Source organism: Actinomadura sp. 9N215 (genome assembly GCF_044326345.1).
In the GTDB taxonomy this organism is placed as follows: domain Bacteria; phylum Actinomycetota; class Actinomycetes; order Streptosporangiales; family Streptosporangiaceae; genus Spirillospora.
In genome coordinates, this window is sequence record NZ_JBIRBA010000002.1 from 361,437 (window position 1) to 380,267 (window position 18,831).

The 18,831-nt window shown below is 74.1% G+C and carries 21 protein-coding genes, 1 pseudogene and 1 riboswitch; of the genes and pseudogenes, 12 read left to right on the forward strand and 10 right to left on the reverse strand.

Going from position 1 to position 18,831, the window contains the following annotated elements; genetic code table 11:
- Nucleotides 1–16 precede the first annotated feature (16 nt).
- The 5 genes and pseudogenes from secG to glyA all read left to right on the forward strand — a co-directional run bounded on the left by secG (nucleotide 17) and on the right by glyA (nucleotide 3,788).
- Nucleotides 17–253, forward strand: a complete 237-nt coding sequence (gene secG / locus ACH34T_RS04375) for a preprotein translocase subunit SecG (RefSeq protein ID WP_138643046.1) — start codon at nucleotides 17–19, stop codon at nucleotides 251–253.
- An 82-nt stretch (nucleotides 254–335) separates the two neighbouring features.
- Nucleotides 336–707 carry an RNA polymerase-binding protein RbpA gene (locus ACH34T_RS04380; RefSeq protein ID WP_395990628.1) on the forward strand — a complete coding sequence of 124 codons (372 nt, stop codon included), beginning with the start codon at nucleotides 336–338 and terminating at the stop codon, nucleotides 705–707.
- Nucleotides 708–870: 163 nt separating this feature from the next.
- A complete protein-coding gene (locus ACH34T_RS04385) occupies nucleotides 871–1,362 on the forward strand; it encodes an Lrp/AsnC family transcriptional regulator (RefSeq protein WP_395990629.1) in 492 nt (163 codons plus the stop codon).
- Between the two features lie 109 nt (nucleotides 1,363–1,471).
- Nucleotides 1,472–2,272, forward strand: a pseudogene (locus ACH34T_RS04390) (DMT family transporter); the annotation flags it as partial.
- Between the two features lie 104 nt (nucleotides 2,273–2,376).
- Nucleotides 2,377–2,463: riboswitch (ZMP/ZTP riboswitch) on the forward strand.
- A 53-nt stretch (nucleotides 2,464–2,516) separates the two neighbouring features.
- Nucleotides 2,517–3,788: a serine hydroxymethyltransferase gene (gene glyA / locus ACH34T_RS04395; protein ID WP_395990630.1), complete on the forward strand. Its 1,272-nt coding sequence runs from the start codon at nucleotides 2,517–2,519 to the stop codon at nucleotides 3,786–3,788.
- Nucleotides 3,789–3,792: 4 nt separating this feature from the next.
- Here glyA and ACH34T_RS04400 read toward each other — a convergent pair whose 3' ends face one another.
- Nucleotides 3,793–4,575 carry a class I SAM-dependent methyltransferase gene (locus ACH34T_RS04400; protein WP_395990631.1) on the reverse strand — a complete coding sequence of 261 codons (783 nt, stop codon included), beginning with the start codon at nucleotides 4,573–4,575 and terminating at the stop codon, nucleotides 3,793–3,795.
- Nucleotides 4,576–4,706: 131 nt separating this feature from the next.
- On the opposite strand from ACH34T_RS04400, the gene ACH34T_RS04405 reads away from it, so the two are divergent.
- Together ACH34T_RS04405 and ACH34T_RS04410 are read left to right on the forward strand one after the other, a co-directional pair.
- A complete protein-coding gene (locus ACH34T_RS04405) occupies nucleotides 4,707–5,393 on the forward strand; it encodes a carboxymuconolactone decarboxylase family protein (RefSeq protein WP_395990632.1) in 687 nt (228 codons plus the stop codon).
- On the forward strand, nucleotides 5,386–5,997 hold the full coding sequence (locus tag ACH34T_RS04410; protein ID WP_395990633.1) for a GNAT family N-acetyltransferase: 612 nt from the start codon (nucleotides 5,386–5,388) through the stop codon (nucleotides 5,995–5,997). Before ACH34T_RS04405 ends, ACH34T_RS04410 begins: the two co-directional genes overlap by 8 nt.
- Before the next feature lie 7 nt (nucleotides 5,998–6,004).
- On the opposite strand, the gene ACH34T_RS04415 is transcribed toward ACH34T_RS04410, so the two are convergent.
- The gene (locus tag ACH34T_RS04415; protein ID WP_395990634.1) at nucleotides 6,005–6,769 is read right to left on the reverse strand and encodes an isocitrate lyase/phosphoenolpyruvate mutase family protein; all 765 of its coding nucleotides are present in this window, start codon (nucleotides 6,767–6,769) and stop codon (nucleotides 6,005–6,007) included.
- 86 nt (nucleotides 6,770–6,855) lie between these two features.
- Nucleotides 6,856–7,653 carry an aspartate/glutamate racemase family protein gene (locus ACH34T_RS04420; protein WP_395990635.1) on the reverse strand — a complete coding sequence of 266 codons (798 nt, stop codon included), beginning with the start codon at nucleotides 7,651–7,653 and terminating at the stop codon, nucleotides 6,856–6,858.
- A 97-nt stretch (nucleotides 7,654–7,750) separates the two neighbouring features.
- Here ACH34T_RS04420 and ACH34T_RS04425 point away from each other — a divergent pair, with 97 nt between their 5' ends.
- Entirely contained in the window at nucleotides 7,751–8,305 is a 555-nt protein-coding gene (locus ACH34T_RS04425; RefSeq protein ID WP_395990636.1) for a helix-turn-helix domain-containing protein, read from the forward strand.
- Here the strand turns inward: ACH34T_RS04425 and ACH34T_RS04430 are convergent.
- Nucleotides 8,302–9,030, reverse strand: a complete 729-nt coding sequence (locus tag ACH34T_RS04430; protein ID WP_395990637.1) for a metallophosphoesterase — start codon at nucleotides 9,028–9,030, stop codon at nucleotides 8,302–8,304. The genes ACH34T_RS04425 and ACH34T_RS04430 overlap by 4 nt on opposite strands.
- Before the next feature lie 46 nt (nucleotides 9,031–9,076).
- Here ACH34T_RS04430 and ACH34T_RS04435 point away from each other — a divergent pair, with 46 nt between their 5' ends.
- Nucleotides 9,077–10,462, forward strand: coding sequence for a PLP-dependent aminotransferase family protein (locus ACH34T_RS04435; protein ID WP_395990638.1), 1,386 nt, complete (start codon nucleotides 9,077–9,079; stop codon nucleotides 10,460–10,462).
- Nucleotides 10,463–10,508: 46 nt separating this feature from the next.
- Here ACH34T_RS04435 and ACH34T_RS04440 read toward each other — a convergent pair whose 3' ends face one another.
- Together ACH34T_RS04440 and ACH34T_RS04445 are read right to left on the reverse strand one after the other, a co-directional pair.
- A complete protein-coding gene (locus tag ACH34T_RS04440; protein ID WP_395990639.1) occupies nucleotides 10,509–11,333 on the reverse strand; it encodes a class I SAM-dependent methyltransferase in 825 nt (274 codons plus the stop codon).
- A 37-nt stretch (nucleotides 11,334–11,370) separates the two neighbouring features.
- The gene (locus ACH34T_RS04445) at nucleotides 11,371–12,165 is read right to left on the reverse strand and encodes an SDR family NAD(P)-dependent oxidoreductase (RefSeq protein ID WP_395990640.1); all 795 of its coding nucleotides are present in this window, start codon (nucleotides 12,163–12,165) and stop codon (nucleotides 11,371–11,373) included.
- Nucleotides 12,166–12,258: 93 nt separating this feature from the next.
- Here ACH34T_RS04445 and ACH34T_RS04450 point away from each other — a divergent pair, with 93 nt between their 5' ends.
- The gene (locus tag ACH34T_RS04450) at nucleotides 12,259–12,630 is read left to right on the forward strand and encodes a VOC family protein (RefSeq protein WP_395990641.1); all 372 of its coding nucleotides are present in this window, start codon (nucleotides 12,259–12,261) and stop codon (nucleotides 12,628–12,630) included.
- A gap of 48 nt (nucleotides 12,631–12,678) precedes the next feature.
- On the opposite strand, the gene ACH34T_RS04455 is transcribed toward ACH34T_RS04450, so the two are convergent.
- Nucleotides 12,679–13,341, reverse strand: coding sequence for a TetR/AcrR family transcriptional regulator (locus tag ACH34T_RS04455; protein ID WP_395990643.1), 663 nt, complete (start codon nucleotides 13,339–13,341; stop codon nucleotides 12,679–12,681).
- Nucleotides 13,342–13,412: 71 nt separating this feature from the next.
- On the opposite strand from ACH34T_RS04455, the gene ACH34T_RS04460 reads away from it, so the two are divergent.
- Complete coding sequence (locus ACH34T_RS04460; protein ID WP_395990644.1) at nucleotides 13,413–14,870, forward strand: MFS transporter; 1,458 nt, start codon at nucleotides 13,413–13,415, stop codon at nucleotides 14,868–14,870.
- On the opposite strand, the gene ACH34T_RS04465 is transcribed toward ACH34T_RS04460, so the two are convergent.
- Genes ACH34T_RS04465 through ACH34T_RS04475 form a run of 3 tightly spaced genes read right to left on the reverse strand, consistent with a single transcriptional unit; the run spans nucleotide 14,855 to nucleotide 17,010 of the window.
- Nucleotides 14,855–15,433 carry a dihydrofolate reductase family protein gene (locus ACH34T_RS04465; protein WP_395990645.1) on the reverse strand — a complete coding sequence of 193 codons (579 nt, stop codon included), beginning with the start codon at nucleotides 15,431–15,433 and terminating at the stop codon, nucleotides 14,855–14,857. The two genes, ACH34T_RS04460 and ACH34T_RS04465, sit on opposite strands and share 16 nt — an antisense overlap.
- Before the next feature lie 57 nt (nucleotides 15,434–15,490).
- Nucleotides 15,491–16,510 carry a sigma-70 family RNA polymerase sigma factor gene (locus tag ACH34T_RS04470; protein WP_395990646.1) on the reverse strand — a complete coding sequence of 340 codons (1,020 nt, stop codon included), beginning with the start codon at nucleotides 16,508–16,510 and terminating at the stop codon, nucleotides 15,491–15,493.
- Nucleotides 16,511–16,554: 44 nt separating this feature from the next.
- Nucleotides 16,555–17,010: a MarR family winged helix-turn-helix transcriptional regulator gene (locus ACH34T_RS04475; RefSeq protein ID WP_395990647.1), complete on the reverse strand. Its 456-nt coding sequence runs from the start codon at nucleotides 17,008–17,010 to the stop codon at nucleotides 16,555–16,557.
- Nucleotides 17,011–17,105: 95 nt separating this feature from the next.
- On the opposite strand from ACH34T_RS04475, the gene ACH34T_RS04480 reads away from it, so the two are divergent.
- Nucleotides 17,106–18,608 (forward strand): MDR family MFS transporter, encoded by a 1,503-nt coding sequence (locus ACH34T_RS04480; protein ID WP_395990648.1) that lies wholly within the window; start codon nucleotides 17,106–17,108, stop codon nucleotides 18,606–18,608.
- Nucleotides 18,609–18,831: the final 223 nt, after the last annotated feature.

An 18,831-nucleotide genomic window follows, 5' to 3' on the forward strand; every position in this document is an offset into this window, starting at 1 on the left:
AAGGCGCTGAAGAATCGTGATCATCGCATCGTCCATCGTGCTCATCGTCACGAGCCTGCTGATGGTCGTCCTCGTCCTCATGCACAAGGGCAAGGGCGGCGGACTGTCCGACATGTTCGGCGGCGGCATCTCGTCGTCCCTGGGCGGGTCGTCCGTGGTGGAGCGCAACCTCGACCGGCTGACGATCGCCGTCGGCGTCCTGTGGTTCGCCTCGATCGTGGCCCTGGGGCTCCTGTTCAAGGGCGACGCCTGAGCATCCCGTTCCGACCAAAGCGAGCGCCGCGCCGCCCCAGGAGGTCACGGGCGGCGCCGGAAGACCAAGCGAGGAGTACTCCGTGGGTAGTGGCAACGCGATTCGGGGCAGCCGTGTCGGGGCCGGTCCGATGGGAGAGGCGGAACGCGGTGACGCCGCCCCCCGCGTGTGGGTGACCTTCTACTGCGCCAACCGGCACGAGACCCGCCCCAGCTTCGCGACGGACGTCGCGGTCCCCGAGACCTGGGATTGTCCGCGCTGCGGGTTCCCCGCCGGGCAGGACTCGGAGAACCCGCCGGCACCGCCGAAGACCGAGCCGTACAAGACGCACCTGGCGTACGTGAAGGAGCGCCGCAGCGACGAGGACGGCGAGGCCATCCTCGAAGAGGCGCTGGCCAAGCTCCGCCAGAAGCGCGCCGCGGTGAAGCAGGCTCTGGAGTCTGCCGCGCGCTGATCGAGCGCGCCCGCACGCCATCGCATGGCCCGGCCCCGCGAGGGGCACGGGCATGCGCCGTTCCGGGCACGGTCGAATATCCTTCGGGGAATCGGGCGTGCGGCCGCGTTTCGGGCGCGGGAGTTCGGCGTCCGGGTCCGGGGACGGTTCGGGAGGGGTGCGCATGGACGCGGTCGATCAGGCGATCCTGCGGCGGTTGCAGCGGGACGGGCGGCAGACGAACCGGGAGCTGGCGGACGCGGTCGGGATCGCCCCGTCCACGGCGCTGGAGCGGACGCGGGCGCTGCGGTCCCGCGGCGTCATCACCGGGTTCCACGCGGCGGTCGACCTGGAGCGGCTCGACCGCGGCGTGCAGGCGCTGATCTCGATCCGGATCCGGCCGCAGTCCCGCGAGGCGATCGAGTCGGCGCGCGACAGCATGGCCGCGATGCCCGAGTCCGTGGGGGTCTTCGTGGTGACGGGCAACGAGGACCTGTTCGTCCACGTGGCCGTGCCAAGTACCGCCTACCTGCGCGACTTCGTCCTGGACCGGGTGGCGCGCCGCAAGGAGTTCGTGGACGTCCGCACCCTCGTCGTGTTCGACTACGTCCAGCCGGTGGAGCAGGCCGAACTTCCGTCGTCCGAACGGCGCGAGAAGCGAACGTCCTACAGCTGATCGCCGGGCCGGTGCCGTGGCGGCGAACGATTGACGGGCTGGGCGAGCCCGTCCGAACGAACTGCGGCTAACCGGTCGAAAATCCGCGCTTTCTCCTAGCGTCGGACGCATGGACCGACGAAACAACTCATCCGGGACGCTGCTGATCCTCGCCGCGGGCGTCCTGTGGGGGACGGTCGGCCCGGCGCAGGTGCTGGCCGGGTCGTCCGCGAGCCCGGTGGCGATCGGCGGCGCCCGGATCCTCTTCGGCGGCGTGCTCCTCGCGGCGCTGGTGCTGGTGACGAACCGGCGGGCCTACGGCACGCTGTCGCGGCGGGCGTGGCCGCCGCTGCTGGCGGCGTCGGCCGCCACCGGGACGTTCCAGGCGTCGTTCTTCAGCGCGGTGGACCTCACCGGCGCCGCCGTCGCGACCGCCGTCGTGTTCGGTCTCGCCCCGGTCTCCACGGGGCTGTGCGAGCGGATCGTCCTGGGGTCCCGGCTGAGCCGCCGCTGGTGGACGGGCACCGCCTGCGCGATCGGCGGCGTCGCGCTGCTGATGGTGCTCGGCTCCGCCGTCCACGTCGACCCGGCCGGGATCGCGCTGAGCCTCCTCGGCGGGACGTGCTTCGGCGTCTACACCGTCTCGGCCAAGATCCTGTCCGGCCGGGACGTGGGCATGGCCGCGGCCGTGTCGGTGACCCTCCTCGCCGGCGGGTCGGCCCTGCTGCCGTGGACGCTGGCGGGGCTCCCGGCCCTCGCCGCGCCGCGGCCGGCGCTGCTCGTCGGCTGGCTCGGGATCGCCGCGACGGCCGCCGCGTACATGTTCTTCGTCACCGGCCTGCGGCGGGTGACGGCGGCGGCCGCGGGGACGCTCAGCCTCGTCGAGCCGCTCGTCGCGGCGGCGCTCGCGATCCTCGTGCTCGGCGAGCGCATGTCCGTGCCCGTCGCGGCCGGGTCGCTGCTGCTGCTCGGCGGGCTGTTCGTCGTGTCCGTCCCGGCGCGGTCGCCGCGCGGCCGGGACGCGGCTCGGTATGATGGCGCGCACGCGACTGGCGCAGTCAAGGTGGAGATGACCACCGGGGAGCGAAAGTAGTCCGCACACCGCGCGCCTGGGTGTACGGGTCCCCATCCGCCGGGGCGCCCGAGCCCCGGCGCGGACAGCGCGGAGGCATCCCATGCACGAACCGTCCGTTCCCCACCTGCACGCCGAGGACCCGGAGCTCGCCGGGCTGGTCGAGGACGAGGCGCGCCGCCAGTACGAGAAGCTGCGGCTCATCGCCTCGGAGAACTACGTGTCGCCCGCCGTCCTGGAGGCCGCCGGGACCGTCCTCACCAACAAGTACTCCGAGGGGTACGCGGGCAGGCGGTACTACGAGGGCCAGCAGTTCGTCGACCCGATCGAGACGCTCGCCGCCGACCGGGCGAAGGAGCTGTTCGGCGTCGAGCACGCCAACGTCCAGCCGTATTCGGGGTCGCCCGCGAACCTGGCCGTCTACATGGCGTTCCTGGAGCCTGGCGACCCGGTGATGGGGCTGTCGCTGCCGATGGGCGGGCACCTCACGCACGGCTGGTCGGTGTCGGCGACCGGCAAGTGGTTCCGGCCCGTCCGGTACGAGGTGCGCGCCGACACCGGGCGCGTCGACCTGGACCAGGTGCGCGACCTGGCGCTGAAGGAGCGGCCGAAGCTGATCTGGTGCGGCGGGACCGCGATCCCGCGGACGATCGACTTCCCGGCGTTCGCCGAGATCGCCCGCGAGGCGGGCGCGGTGCTGGCCGCCGACATCGCGCACATCGCGGGCCTGATCGCGGGCGGCGCGCACCCGTCGCCGGTCGGGCACGCCGACGTGATCACCACGACCACGCACAAGACGCTGCGCGGCCCCCGCGGCGCGATGATCATGTCGACGGCGGAGCACGCGAAGGCGGTCGACAAGGCCGTGTTCCCCGGGCTGCAGGGCGGCCCGCACAACCACACGACCGCGGCCATCGCCGTCGCGCTGAAGGAGGCGTCGCAGCCCGGGTTCGCGGTGTACGCGCGGCAGGTCGTCGCGAACGCCAAGGCCCTCGCCGCCGCGCTGCTGGACCGCGGCTACGACCTGACGTCCGGCGGCACCGACAACCACCTCATCCTGATCGACCTGACGAACAAGGGCATCGGCGGCAAGCCCGCCGCGCAGGCCCTCGACCGCGCCGGGATCGAGCTGAACTACAACGCCGTCCCGTTCGACCCGCGCAAGCCGTTCGACCCGTCCGGGCTGCGCGTCGGCACCGCCGCGATCACCACCCGCGGGCTCGGCGAGGAACGGATGCCGCAGGTCGCGGCCTGGATGGACGAGGTCGTGCAGGCCGCGTCCAAGCAGGACGAGAGCGTCGTGGAGCGGGTCGCGGGGCAGATCCGCGAGCTGCTCGCGTCCTACCCGATGCCCGGCTGGACGTCCGCGCCGTAGCCGCCTAAGCGCGGCGGAGGATCGTGATCATGCGCCAGGCGGCGGGGTCGGTGAGGGCGACCGCGTCCTGACCGGCCCCGAAGTCGCCGTACTGGGCGAGCACGTCCAGGCCGGCGGCGAGGCGGATCGCGGCGTCGAGCTCGGTGGCCGTCCAGAAGCGGTAGGGGACGACGTCGCGCAGCACCCGCGTGCCGCCGTCCCCGGTGATGGTCATCGTGACGTGGTCGTCGGCGATCTGGGTGACGGGGTCGAGCCGGTCGCCGGGCTCGCCCCACCGCACGCCGGCGCGGACGCCGCCGCGCTCGACCGTCCAGCCCGTGCTGACGGTCGGGTCGTCGGAGAGGCGGTCGCGCGGATGCGACATCTCCACGATGTACAGGCCGCCGGGGGACAGGTGCGCGGCGACCCGGCGCAGGTGCGCGACCAGCGCGTCGAGGGTCATCAGGTGGGACGTCGAGTCGAGCATGGTCACGATCAGGTCGAACCGGCGGCCCAGCTCGAACCGGGTCATGTCGTCGTGGACGACCGTCACCTCGACGCCCTCGCGCGCGGCCGCGCGGGCCGCGTAGGCGCACATCTCCGCGTTCAGATCGAGCGCCGTGGCGGCGACGCCGCGGCGGGCGAACTCCCGCGCGTGCTCGGCGGGACCGGCCGCCAGCTCCAGCACGGACGCGGGCTTCGCGCCGCGCTCGGCGCACCAGCCGAGCAGCGCGTCCACCTCGGCGGGAACGTCGCGGAACGAGCACGCCAGCTCGTACGCCCACGGGTCGTCGTAGATGCCGCTCACCCGGCCATCCTGCCAGCCCGGACGGCCGGTACCGGCGCGGTGTCACGCGACGGCCATGTCATCGTGCGGCAGGGGTTTCACATTCCGGACGGGACTTGAGCCGCCAGGTCCGACCGCCTAGCGTGCGGTAAGTGATCGACCCCGTGAGCGGTGAGCACGTCAACGACCGACCTGCGCGCGGTCCGTCCACGACCCGGCTGCCGCTGCTGCTGCCCGGCTCGCTCAGCGACGAGCAGCTGACCGTCTACGAGGCGGTGACCGGCGGCCCGCGCGACTCCGGCCGGAACCCGCCGTTCGAGCTGGTCGACGAGTCCGGACGCCTCCTCGGGCCGTTCAACGCGATGCTGTACAGCCCGTCCGTGGGGCTGCCGCTGCAGGATCTCGGCGCCGCGCTGCGGTTCCGGACCGCGTTCACCAAGCGGGAGCGGGAGATCGCGACGCTGGTCGTCGCCGCGCACCTGCGGTCCGACTTCGAGTGGTACGCGCACGAGCGGCTCGGCCGCCGCGCCGGGCTCTCCGACGGCGAGACGGACGCGCTCCGCGTTGGCCGCGCGCCGATGCTCGCCGACGTCCGCGAACGCGTCGTGTACGAGGCGACCCGGCAGCTCGTCGCCGAGGACGACCTCGCCGACGCCGTGTTCACCGAGGCGGCGACCACGCTCGGCCGCGCCGCCCTCGTCGAGCTGGTCACGCTCGTCGGGTACTACCGGACGCTGGCGCTGCAGCTGCGCGTGTTCCGGGTCGGCGTCCCGGACGGCGAGCCCGCGCCCGAATGGCCCGCCGGTGGCGATCCGTCCGGGGGGACGGGCCATGAGTGAGGTCCTGCGGACGGTGCGGCTCGTCCTGCACCCGGTGTCGATGAGCGACCACGGCGCGCTGCTGACGCACTGGACGGGCCCGCTCGTCCGGCGCCACCTCTTCCACGACCGGCTGATCTCCGCCGTCCAGGTCTCGGAGATCATCGACTCCAGCGAGCGGGACTTCGCCACCGAGGGCTACGGGCTGTGGGCGCTGCGCCCCGCCCGCTGGTCCGGCGGGATCGACGGGATCGACGGGATGGGCGGCGCGGAGGCGGCGCCCGGGGACCCGCTGATCGGCGTGGCCGGGCTCAGCCACCACGACGGACCGCTCGGCCACGGCGTGGACGTGGAGATCCTCTACAGCCTGGAACCGGACCGGTGGGGGCAGGGCCTCGCAGCCGAGGCGTCCCGCGCGGTGCTCGACTACGCGTTCGGGGTGGTCGGCGTGCACCGGGTCACGGCCGAGATCGACATGGCGAATCCCGCGTCGGCGGAGATCGCGCTCCAGCTCGGGATGCGCCGCCGTCCGGACGGTCCCGCCGGGCCCGACGGCGCCGCCTACTACGCCGCGGACCGCTCCCGCTGGATCGGGTCCCGCCGCATCGTCGACGCCGTCCCGTAGGGCCGCGCTAGCCCCGGACGAGTTCCTGGACGTCCCCGTACGACAGCGCGGGATGGTCGCGGTCGTCTCCAGTGACGCCGAGGGCGGCTGACACCGCGGCCTGCAGCGCCTTGCGGAACAGCAGCGAACCCGTGCTCACCCGGTGCACGCCGAGGCGGGCCAGGCGCTCGTATTCGGTCTTGCCCGGCATGAACAGCACGTTCAGCGGCAGGTCGGCGACGTCGAGGACGGCGCGGATGTCGGCGTCGTCCACGATCCCGGGCACGAAGATCCCGTCCGCGCCCGCCGCCGCGTACGCGCCCGCCCGCCGCAGGGTCTCGTCCCGGTCGGGGTCGCCCAGCCAGAACGTGTCGGTGCGGGCGTTGAGGAACATGTGCGGCGCGGCCTGCTTCACCGCGGCGATGACGGCGGTCTGGTGGTCGAGCGGCGCGAGCGTCCCGTCGGCGCGGCCGTCCTCCAGGTTGATCCCGGCGATCCCGAACGAGGCCAGCTCGGTGACGAGTTCGGCGACGTCGGTGGACCGGGCGGAGAAGCCGCCCTCGATGTCGACGGTGACCGGCACGGGAAGGCGGGCGAGGACGCTGGCGAGCGCGATGGTCTCGTCGCGGGTGTCGCCCGCCGCGTCGGTCTTCCCGGCCGCGGCGGCGACGCCGAGGCTCGTCGTCCCGATCGCGGGGAACCCGGCCTTGACCAGCGCCGCGCCGCTCGCGAAGTCCCACGCGTTCGGCAGCAGCAGCGGACGATCACCGTGGTGCAGATCGTGGAAGCTCACCGGCGGACCTCCTCCCGAACGTCAGGTGGGGACGTTCCCGCCGGTCGGGATCGAAACGATCCGGGCGGGCTCTCCCCACCCCGAATCTAGGATCGGTTCGCTTCGCCGCCGGACGAAGCGTTCGAAGGGCCGGGCGAAGTGTGCGCGGGCCCGGGGGAGGTGTGCGCGGGGCCGCCGCGCCATGCCGGGAGCGGGCGGCGGCCGACGGCCACCTCGAAGGCGGCGCGGGCGAGCAGGCGGGTGGAGTCGAGCGTCGGCAGCGGCGACGCCTCGGGCGTGACCAGGAGCGGGATCTCGGTGCAGACCAGCGCGACGGCGTCGCAGCCGCGTTCGGCGAGCCGCGCGATGACGCCGGCGTACGCGCGCCGCGAGTCCTCGGTGAAGACGCCGTTGACCAGCTCGTCGAAGATGATCCTGTGCACGGTCTCCCGGTCGGCGGCGTCCGGGAGCTCGGCGGCGATGCCGCGCGCCGCCAGCTCACGCGGGTAGACGGGGCCGTCCATGGTGTAGCCGGTGCCGAGGACGCCGACGCGTCCGCGTCCGTCCCGGGCGGCCTGTTCCGCGACGACCTGCGCGATGTGCAGGCCGGGCAGCGGCAGGTCGCCGCCGGGACGTTCGAGCGCCAGGTGCGCCGTGTTGTCCGGGCAGGCGAAGAAGTCGGCGCCCGCCGCCGCGAGCCGCCGGACGCTCTCGCCCAGCGTCGCCCGGATCGCGTCGTGATCTCCGGCGTCCCACGCGGGCATGCTCCGCGCCATCGCGATGAGGTCGAGCGTCACGTCCGGGTGGTCGTCGGGGCCGAGTTCGCGGAAACCCTCCTGGCAGAAGGCGCGCAGGCACAGCGCGGCGCCTTCCACGCTGTGGGCGAGGATGCCGAGGTGCTTCATGCTCCGGTCCGTTCGGTGTGGCGAACATTCGTCCATTAGCATGAACAAGCAGGAGGTTGTTCGTCAAGCCGAACACCCGGACGTCTGGAGCGAACACATGGGGAAGGCCGACCTGAAAGGGCTGATCGCCGCGTCCCTCCGGCGGGAGCGGGAGCGCGCCGGGCTGTCGCAGACGGAGCTGGCCCGCCGCGCCGGGCTCGCCAAGTCGACGCTCTCGCAGCTGGAGGCGGGCGCGGGCAACCCGAGCGTCGAGACGCTGTGGGCGCTCGGCACGGCCCTGGACGTCCCGTTCAGCCGCCTCGTCGACCCGCCGCGCGCGAGCGTCCGGGTGATCCGCGCGGGCGAGGGCCCGGCCGCCCGCTCCGACCTGGCCGACTACACGACCACGCTGCTCGCGTCCTGCCCGCCGAACGCCCGCCGCGACCTCTACCGCGTCACCGCCGGGCCCGGCCCGCCCCGCGTCTCCGAGCCGCATCCGCCGGGCACCGTCGAGCACGCCGTCCTCGCCACCGGCCGCGCGCTCGTCGGCCCGCCGGACGACCCGGCCGAACTCGCCCCCGGCGACTACGTCACCTACCCCGGCGACGCGCCCCACGTGTTCGAGGCCCTGGCGCCCGGCACGTCCGCGATCTTCCTCATGGAGCACGTCTAGACGGTGCGGTAGTGCGTGCTCAGGCGCCCCTCGTCGTCCAGGACGTGGAACGCCAGACCCGGGGGAGCGTCGTGGTCGGCGTCGCCGCCCTCCTCGCCCGGCAGCCTCAGCGTGGACACGACGCCCGGCGCGACGAGCAGCGGCCGTCCCGCGAACGTCGTGGCCGCCGCCGTGTGCGCGTGCCCGCACAGCAGGGCCACGACCTGCGGACGCCGCGCGACGACCTCGGCCAGCCGCTCCTCGCCGAACTGCCTGATGCCGTCCACGGCCGGGACGCCCAGCGTCACGGGCGGATGGTGGAAGCAGACGAACGCCGGAGCGTCGGGCTCCGCTGCGAGCCGCCGATCGAGCCAGTCGATCGTCTCGTCGTCAAGGAATCCGTGGTCCTTGCCGGGAACGGTGGAGTCGCACATCGCGAACACCGCGTCCCCCACCTTGTGCATCCGGTTGATCGGCCCGTCGGTCGGCGGCTCGTCCAGGAGGACGTCCCTGTACGGGCCCCGTACGTCGTGGTTGCCAGGGCACATCAGCACCGGATGCGGGGATCGCAGCACCTCGCGCGCCTGCCCGTACTCGGCGGGCGCGCCGTGGTCGGCGATGTCACCGGTGACGAGGACGGCGTCGAGCGGCACGGCGTTCACGCGCTCCATCACCCGCGCCGCCCGTTCGAAGGCGCGGTTGCCGCCGTCCAGATGCGTGTCGCTGAGCTGGGCGAAAACGAGCATGCCGCGAATCTAGCCCGTCACCGGACCACGGTTAAGATCCGGTTTCATGCCGAAAGACTGGTCCGGTTCCGGAGTCGACCTGCACCTGGACCCCGACACGGCCGGTGGCCGCCGGACGGGCCTCGAACGCGCCCTCCGCGCCGCCATCCGGACCGGACGGCTCGCCCCCGGCGACACCGTCCCCTCGACGCGCGCCCTGGCCGCCCAGCTCCGCCTCTCGCGCGGCACGGTCACCGCCGCCTACGACCAGCTGGCGGCCGAGGGCTACCTCACGACCGTCCCCGGCTCGGGCACGCGCGTCGCGGAGACCGCCCAGCCCGCGCCCACCGGCCCGCCCAGCCCGCCGGGCACCGGCGAACCCGTCCACGACCTCCTGCCCGGACGGCCCGACCTGAGCGCCTTCCCCGCACGGGCGTGGCTGCGCTCCACCCGCCGCGTCCTGGCCGCCGCGCCGCCCGAGGCGTACGCGCTCGGCGACCCGCGCGGCCGTCCCGAACTGCGCGCGGCGCTGGCCGGCTATCTCGGACGGGCCCGCGGCGTCCACGCCGACCCGGACCGGATCGTCATCACCTCCGGGTACGCGCAGTCCCTCGGCCTGCTCGCCGAAGTCCTCGCCGGCTCCGGGACGACGGCGATCGCGATGGAGGAACCGGGCCACCCGTTCCACCGGGAGGTCGTCCGCCGCCACTGCCTGAAGATCGTCCCGCTGCCCGTGGACGACCTCGGCGCCCGCGCCGGGCCGCTCGGCCGGGCGGGCGCGGCCGTCCTCACCCCGGCGCACCAGTACCCGACCGGCGCGACCCTCCACCCGGACCGCCGCCGCGCCCTCACCGCCCGGGCCCGCGCCACCGGCGCGACGATCATCGAGGACGACTACGACGGCGAGTTCCGCTACGACCGCCACCCGGTCGGCGCCCTCCAGGGCACGGCGCCCGGCCACGTCGTCTACGCCGGGACCGCGTCCAAGACGCTCGCCCCGGCGCTGCGCCTCGCCTGGCTGGTCCTGCCCGCGCACCTGGTCGAACCCGTCGCGGAGGCCAAACGCCTCGCCGACGCCCACACCCAGTCGCTCGGACAGCTCGTCCTCGCCGACCTCATCGGCACCCACGCCTACGACCGGCACGTCCGCGCGTCCCGGCTCCGCTACCGCCGCCGCCGCGACCTCCTGGCCGGGACGCTGCGCGACCGCGTCCCGCACGTCCGCGTGCAGGGCATCGCCGCCGGGCTGCACGCCCTCGTCCTCCTGCCGGACGGCGGCCCAGGCGAGGCCGCGATCCTGGAACGCGCCGCGACCCGCGGCCTCGCCCTGATGCCGCTCCGCGACCACTGGCAGAACCCGTCCGGACGTCCTCAGGGCTTCGTCATCGGCTACAGCACCCCCCTGGCCGCCGCCTACCGGCCCGCACTGGACGCCCTCTGCAGCGTCCTCTAGCGCAGGCCGCGCGGCCGGGAGCGGACGCTCGCGACGGGGAACTCGATCACGTTCGACGGCGCCGGGGCGCGGTGATCGCCAGGGTGGTGTAGGTCATCGTGAAGGCGCCGCCCAGCCGGTCGATGGCGGGGCCGACGATGTCCGTCACCTCGGCCAGCTCGTCCGGGGTGAGCCGGGTGAGGACGCCGAAGGTGGGCAGCTGGTCGAGCCACGCGTCGCGGGTGTAGGTCCGGTCCCAGTCGAAGCGCCATCGGTCCGGTTCGCCGAAGGCGCCCGCCTGGCGCATCCCGTCTGCGGCCTTGTCCAGGCCGGGGGTGTAGACGTCCACAGCGGACTTCGTGAACGCGCCGAAGTCGATCGGCGAGTCGGGGATCACCCGCCGGCAGGCCGCGCCGAGGGCCTCCGCGATCTCGGACGGGAGCTGGTGCGCGTTCCAGAACACCGACAGCGGGCCGCCGGGCCGCAGGACCCGCGCCGCCTTGGCCGCCCCGGCGACCGGATCGATCCAGTGCCAGGCCTGGGCGGCGACGGCGGCGTCGAACGCCCGGCCCGCCGGGTCCCAGTCCTCGAACGTCGCCACCTCGACCTCGACCCCGTGGCGGCGTGCCAGGCCGGCCATCCGCGCGTCGGGCTCCACGCCGAGCACCGCGGCCCCGGCGTCCCGGAGCTGGCGGGCGGCGATCCCGGTGCCGCAGCCGACGTCGAGGACGTCCCGGCCGGGGGCGGCGGCGACGATCCGCTCGATCAGCTCGGCGGGGTAGCGGGGGCGGGCGCGGTCGTAGCGCTCGGCGTCCGCGCCGAACGACTCCGCGACCTGCCGGTGCCGGTGGGGCTCGTTTTCGGGCGCGTGCTGCGATGGTGTGGTGGGCATGCGCCCACCATAGTGGGCAAGTGCCCACTCGGCCGGTTCAGGGGACGGGGACGAGCCCGCCGTCCACGCGCAGGTCGATCCCGTTGATGTAGCCGGCCAGCGGGCTGGCCAGGAAGGCCACCGTGGCGGCGATGTCGCCGGGCGTGCCGAGGCGGCCGGTCGGGTTGGGCGCGTACTCGGCCGCCACCAGGGGCTCCAGGTCCTTCCAGTCCTGGGGCCAGCCGCGCCGGGCCGCGCCGTCCTCGAACAGCTTGCGCATCCCCGTGGTGACGATCACGCCGGGGCTGACCGTGTTGGCGGTGACGCCGGTGCCCGCGAGGTGCCGGGCCAGGCTCGTGGTCAGGTTGACGACCGCCGCCTTGGCCGCCGAGTACTCGACCAGGTTGGGCAGGGGAGTGGTCGCGGCCCGGCTGCCCAGGTTGATCACCCGGCCCCAGCCGCGCTCGCGCATGCCCGGCAGCACGGCCCGGATCACGCGGACGGCCGACAGGACGTTGCCGTCCATCGCCGTCAGCCACGCGTCGGGGCCGGCGTCGTCCCAGTCGTGCTCGGCGACCGGTCCCGCGTTGTTGACCAGGACGTCCACGCCCCACGCGGCGGCTCGCCCGGCGACCTCGGCGGCCGCGTCGTCGTCGGTGAGGTCGCCGAGGACGACCTCCGCCGTGCCGCCCGCCGACCGCACCTGTGCGGCGACCGCGCCCGCGCGCTCCGCGTCCCGGCCGTGCACCAGCACCGCGCAGCCCTCGGCGGCCAGCCGTGCGGCCACCGCCGCGCCTATGCCGCCGCTGCTCGCCGTGACCAGCGCCTTCCGCCCTCCAAGCTCAAGATCCATGGATCACGACCCTAGACGCCGCCACCGACGATCCCGTCGCGTGTTAGCGTGCGCCGTACAGTCGATCTTGCGTGACGGAGCGGGAGGCCCGCGGTGGCGTGTCGGATCAGTGAGCTGGTGCTGGACTGCCGCGACCCGGAGGCGCTGGCGGAGTTCTGGTGCGAGGTGCTCGGGTTCGTGGTGCTGGTCCGGGAGGACGGCGACGTCGAGATCGGCCCCCGGGACGGCTTCGGCGGCCTCCAGCCGACGCTGGTCCTCAGCCGCAGCGACGATCCCAGGCCCGGCAAGCTGCCGCTGCACTTCGACGTCAACGCCACCGACCGGGACCAGGACGCCGAGCTGGAACGCCTCCTGGCCCTGGGCGCGCGGCACGCCGACGTCGGCCAGACCGGCGAGGAGAGCTGGTACGTCCTCGCCGACCCCGAGGGCAACGAGTTCTGCCTGCTGCGGGCCCGCCTCGGCTGATCGTCCGGCAGGCGCTGGTCGCCGCTGGTCGCGGCGGGTAGGGGCGGGTCAGCGGTGGGCGGCGTGGGCTATGGCGTGGACGAGCATGTCGAGTTCGGTGTCGAAGATCTCGTCGGCGGTGATCGCGCGGAGGTGTGGCTCGGCGGCGTCCAGCCGGGGGTGGTCGCCGGGTTGGCGGTCGGTCGCGTCCAGGCTGGCGTCCCGGTGGATGCCGGCGACGTCGCCGTGCAGCTCGCGCTGGACGCGTCCTAGGACGAGGTCGAGGAAGACCAGGTAGTACCGGGCGGTCTGGCGGTCGTCCAGGCCCGCCTCGGCGAGGGCCTCCAGGATCAGCTCGACCGTGCGCAGCGCGCCGGGCCCGTGGTGGGTGCGGGTCGTGACGATCTCCGCCAGGCCGGGGAAGGCCGCGAGCTCCCGGCGGATGGTGGCCGCGAGGAGGCGCAGCCGCCGGTCCCAGGGGCCCTCGCCGATGCCGGGGGGCACCACCTCGTGCTCGGCGATGGCGTCCAGGACGAGGGCGACCAGCTCGTCCTTGTCGGCGACGTGCCGGTACAGCGCCATGCGGGACGCGCCCAGGTCGGACGCGAGCCGCCGGATCGTGAGCGCCCGCATCCCCTCGTCGCGGGCGATCCGCAGCGCGGCGTCCACGATCCGCGCGCGGCTGAGGGTGCCCCACGCGCGGCGGGACGTCCGGCCGGAAGAAGTGCTCACAGGGGGAAACCGTAGCCCACCCACTTGCGGACGTATGTCCGCAAGACTTAGGTTTGCCTAACCTCAATTCGATGACGTGGGAGGGGGCCTTCGTGGCTTCGCAGGAGCGACTCATGGCGGCGCGGGCGCGGCCCGCGGGCCGGACGCCGGGACCGGTGGTCGTCGCGCTGGTCATGGCGGTGCTGGCAGCCAGCCTCGCGCAGACGATCGTGCTCGCCGTGCTGCCGCGGTTCGCCGCCGGGCTGGACGCGTCCACGACCGAGGTGACCTGGGTACTGACGGCGTTCATGCTGTCCAGCGCGGTGGCGACGCCGATCGCCGGACGGCTGGGCGACCTCGCCGGCTACCGCCGGGTCCTCGTCGGGTGCCTGTGCTGCTTCACCGCCGGCAGCCTCGTCTGCGCGCTGGCGGGCGGCTCCCTGGGCGTGCTGATCGCCGGACGGGCGCTGCAGGGCGTCGCCGGAGGCGTGTTCCCGCTGTCCTTCGGCATCGCGCGGACCGCCGTCCCGCCCGCCCGGCTCCCCGGGATCATCGCGCTGCTCAGCGCCATGTTCGGGATCGGCGGCTCGGCCGGGATGGTGGTGGCGGGGCCGCTCGTGGACGTCCTCGGAACGTCCTCGCTGTTCTGGGGCACGCTCGTCCTCGGCGGGGCCGCGCTCGCCGCCGTGCCCGCGCTGCCCCGCGTCCGGCCGTCCCGGGGCGGGCGGCTCGACCTGGGCGGGGCCGTCCTGCTGTCCGGGGCGCTGGTGTGCCTGCTGCTGGCGATCAGCCAGGGCAGGCCCTGGGGGTGGGGCTCGGCCGCCGTCGCCGGGCTGTTCGCGGGCGGGGCCGTCCTGCTGGCCGCGTTCGGCGTCCTGGAGTCGCGGATCGCCGACCCGCTGGTCGACCTGCGCCTGATGGGCCGCCGGGGGCAGGCGACCACCAACCTCGCCACGTTCGTCGTCGCCATGGCGATGTTCGGGGCGATCACGCTCGTCCCGCGGTTCGTGCAGGCGCCCGCCGCCGGCTACGGGTTCGGCTCCTCGCCGTCGGAGGCCGGGCTCATCATGCTGCCGATGGCGCTGGTCATGCTGGTCGCCGGCCCGGCGGCGGCGCGGCTCGGGGACCGGCGGGGCGGGCGCACGCCGCTGCTGGCCGGGGCGGTGTGCGCCGCCGTGTCCCTCGCCGTCCTCGCCGCCGCCCACGGCCACCTGGTGAACTTCTACCTCGTCGGGCTGCTGATCGGCGCCGGGTACGGCCTGGCGTTCGCCGCGATGGGCCTCCTCATCGTGCAGAGCGCCCCGGCGCACCAGACCGGCGTCGCCACCGGGATCAACACGATCGTGCGCACCGTGGCCGCGGCGATCGGCGCGCAGCTCGCGGCCGTCCTGCTGGAGGCGCGGACGCCCGCGGGCGGCCCGCTGCCGGACGAGTCCGGCTACACGCTCGGGTTCACGGTCTTCGCGGTGCTGGGCGTCGCCGCGATCGCCGCCGGCGCTCTCGTCCCCGGGCGGTCGGCGGGCCGTCCCGGCGATCAGGCCGGGGCGTAGCGGGTGAGGACGAGATGCCGGCCGGGCAGCGGACGCGACTCCAGAAGCCGGAGCCGGACGGGCGACCCGTCCGCGGACACCGGGGTCCCGCCGGCGAGGAAGGCCGGGCCGATCATGAGGTGCAGCTCGTCGACCAGCCCGGCGGACAGCAGATCGTGCCACAGCGTGCGGCTGCCGAACGTCAGGATCTCCTTGCCCGGGGCGTCCTTGAGCTTGGCGACGCGGGCGTGGGCGTCGGCCCGGCTGACGATCTCGGTGTTGGGCCAGGGCGCCGTCCGGGCCTGGGTGAGCGTGTCGGACACGACGACCTTGTCGATGGCGTTGAGGAGCCGGGAGATCTCGCGCTCGACGGGCGCCTTGGACGGGTCGTCGGCGATGGACGGCCAGTAGCCCTGGAAGAGCTCGTAGGTGCCGCGTCCCAGCAGGAGGGTGCCGGCGGCGCGGAGGCGTCCGGCGTTGTAATCGTCGAACGCGTCGTGGTACGGAAGGGCCATGACGTCGTTGCCGGGGCCCTCGTAGTAGCCGTCCAGCGAAATGATGTTGGCGACGATCAGCTTGCGCATCGGTTTCTCCTCGTGTTTTCGCGGTTCACAGGGGGAGAGACACGGCGGGCCGCCGACTCATCGGTCAGGCGGGAATTCCTCCGGCAGGCCGAACAGCGGGTACAGCGCGGGGTCGAGGAACGAGGACAGCCGGGTGATCCGGCCGTCGCGGACGCTGAGCACGGTGATCGAGCCGATCAGGAAGCGCCCGTCGGGGTTCCGCTGGTAGCAGGCGAACGCGGGCTGCCCGTTGGCCTGGACGGGCCTGAGCCGCCACGGCGTCTGGAAGACCCGCTTGGTGAGGAACCGGACGACGTCGTCGCGGCCGTCGAACCAGGCGGGCAGCGGCGGCATGGTGAACCGGACGTCGTCGGCGAGGAGCGTGACCAGGGCGTCCACGTCGGACCGTTCCCAGGCGGCGACGAAGGCGTCGATCAGGTCGCGCCGGCCGTCCGGGCCCAGGGCCGAGAGCTCGGTCTGCTGGGTGGCCGGCGGCACGCGCTCCTGGACGGCCTTCCGCGCGCGCTGCAGGGCGCTGTTCACGGCGACCGGTGTGAGGTCCAGGAACGAGGCCACCTCGGCGGCGGAGAACTCCAGCACCTCCCGCAGGATCAGCACCGCGCGCTGCGTCGCGGGCAGGTGCTGCAGCGCGGCGACGAACGCCAGCTCCACGTTCTCGCGGCGGGCGAACGACGCGGCCGGGTCGGCCTCGCTCGCGGAGGGGCCGGCGGCGGCGTCGTCCGGCCACGGCTCCAGGAAGACCGGGCCCCGGACCCAGTCGCCGAGGTCGTGGACGTCGCCGCGCGGCGGCCCGTGGTCGGGGGACAGCACGCGCCGCGGACGCTTCGACGCGAGCCGCAGGCAGGCGTTGGTGCTGATCCGGTAGAGCCAGGTCCGCAGGGAACTGCGTCCCTCGAAGCCGGGGAGGCCGCGCCAGGCGGCGAGCAGCGTCTCCTGCAGCCCGTCCTCGGCGTCCTGCGGGGAGCCGAGCATGCGGTAGCAGTGCGCCTTCAGCTCGCCCCGGTAGCGGGCCACCAGGCCGTCGAACGCGGCCGTGTCGCCGGCGCGTGCCCTGGTCAGGAGCTCGGACTCGTCCACACACGGAGCCTAGCCGGTCGCGGCGGCCGCGCCGGGCGGCGGAGTCAGCCGTCGTAGCCGTTGACGAAGCGGGCGAGGAGGCGGGCGAACTCGGCGCGCTCCTCGCCGGTCCAGTCGCCCATGGCCTTGGCGAAGTGCTCCTGGCGGGTGCGGCGGGTGGCGTCGACGACCTTCCGGCCCTCGGGGGTCAGCTCCAGGTGGATGCGGCGGCCGTCCTCCTGGGACGCGACGCGGCGGACGTAGCCGGACTTGACGGCCTCGGCGACGATGCGGCTGCCGCGCGAGGCGTCGACGCCGAGGCGGGCGGCGACCAGGCCGACGCTCATCTCCTCGCCCGGGTGGTCGGGGCCCTCGTCGACGGCGTCCACGACGTGCAGGACCTGGACGTCCACGGGGAGGTTGTGCTCCCGGATCGCGGCCCTGCCCAGCCGCTGCCGCGACATGCCGCGCCGCAGCTTGACCATGCTCCGCTCGACGGCGTCCAGTGCCTCCTCGCTCATGCGGCCCAGTCTAGCTAGGTTGCGCAGCTCATATGCGTGTGAATAGCATCTAGTTGCTTAAAGCATACGAATGAGAGGTGCACATGGTTGCGACGATGACGGAGATGAGCCGCCGGCACCGGCTGCTGGTGTTCGGGGGGCTGATGCTCGCCGGGCTCATGTCCTCCCTGGACGCGACGGTGCTCGGCACCGCGCTGCCGACGATTGTCGGGGACCTCGGCGGGCTCGACCGGCTGGCCTGGGTGTCCACCGCGTACGTGCTGGCCTCCAGCGTCACCGTGCCGCTGTCGGGACGCCTCGGCGACCTGTTCGGCCGCCGCCCGATCCTGCTGATCGGGCTCGCCGGGTTCCTGGCCGGGTCGGCGGCGTGCGGGGCGGCGCCGTCCATGGACTGGCTGATCGCGTTCCGCGTCGTGCAGGGCGCCGCCGCCGGCTGCCTGATGAGCTCGATGTTCGCGCTGACCGGCGACCTGTTCGAGCCGCGGGAGCGCGCGAAGTACCAGGGCTACTCGGCGCTGATCTTCGCGGTGTCCAGCGTCGCCGGGCCGCTGCTCGGCGGGTTCCTCACCGACCACGCGTCCTGGCGGTGGGTGTTCTACGTCAACCTGCCGCTCGGCCTCGCCGCCGTCGCCACCACGGCGCTGTTCCTGCGGCTGCCGAAGCCGGAGGGCAGGCCGCGGGTCGACTACCTCGGGATCGTCCTGCTCGGCGCGGCGGTCACCTGCTTCACGCTGTTCACCAGCTGGGCCGGGACGCGCCACGCCTGGGACTCGCCCGTCGTCCTCGCGCTGGCCGCGGGCTCGGCGGCGCTGTTCGCGGTGTGGCTCCTCGCCGAGCGGACGGCCGCCGAACCGGTGATCCCGCCTCGGCTGTTCCGCGACCGGTCGTTCGCCGTGGCCTGCGCCGTCGCGGCCGTGGGCGGCGCGACCGGGTTCGGGCTCGCCGTCTACCTGCCGATGTTCTTCCAGGTCGTCGGGGGAGCGGGGGCCACGGAATCGGGGCTGTTGCTGCTGCCGATGATGCTCGGCCTGCTCGTCGCGTCCATGGGCGCCGGACGGTACATCGCCCGCACCGGCCGCTACCACCGGCTGCCCGCCGCGAGCATGGCGGTCAGCGCGCTCGGCGTCGCGCTGCTGGCGACCATGGACACCGGCACCGGCCTGGTCGCCGCCTGCTGCTACATGGCGGTCCTCGGGTTCGGCGCCGGGCTGTCCCAGCAGGTCGTCATGCTCATCGCGCAGAACGCCGCGCCGCGCCGCGACCTCGGCGCGGCCAGCTCAGGCGTGTTCGCGACCCGGATGCTCGGCACCGCCGCCGGGATGGCGGTGTTCGGCGCGATCGTGTCGAGCCGGTTCGCCGAGGAGGTCGGGCGGCGCGTCCCGGACGGGCACGTCCCCGCGTTCGGCGACGCCGTCCGTCCCGACGTCCTCGGCACCCTCCCCGGGCCGGTGCGGGACGGGGTAGCCGAGGCCTTCGCGGCCGCCTTCTCCGACCTGTTCCTCACCGGGCTGCCCGTCCTCTCGGTGGGCCTCGCGGCGGCGCTGCTGCTGCCGAACGCCCCGCTCACCCCGCGCGGCGGCCCGGGGAAGGAGGGCTAGGCCGTGTCTGACAAAACACCGCCGCTGTGCGGCGGTGTTTTGTTTTGATGGGGTGTGTGGTCGGTCGTGGTGAGTTGACCGAGGCTGCGTGGGCGGCGATTGAACCGTGAACCAGGCGTGCTGGTACGCCGACCACGTCATCGTGATGAAGTCGGGCGCGATCGTGGCCGAGGGGCCCCGGGACGCCACCACGGACGGCCGCACGACAAAGGCACCGCCCCTT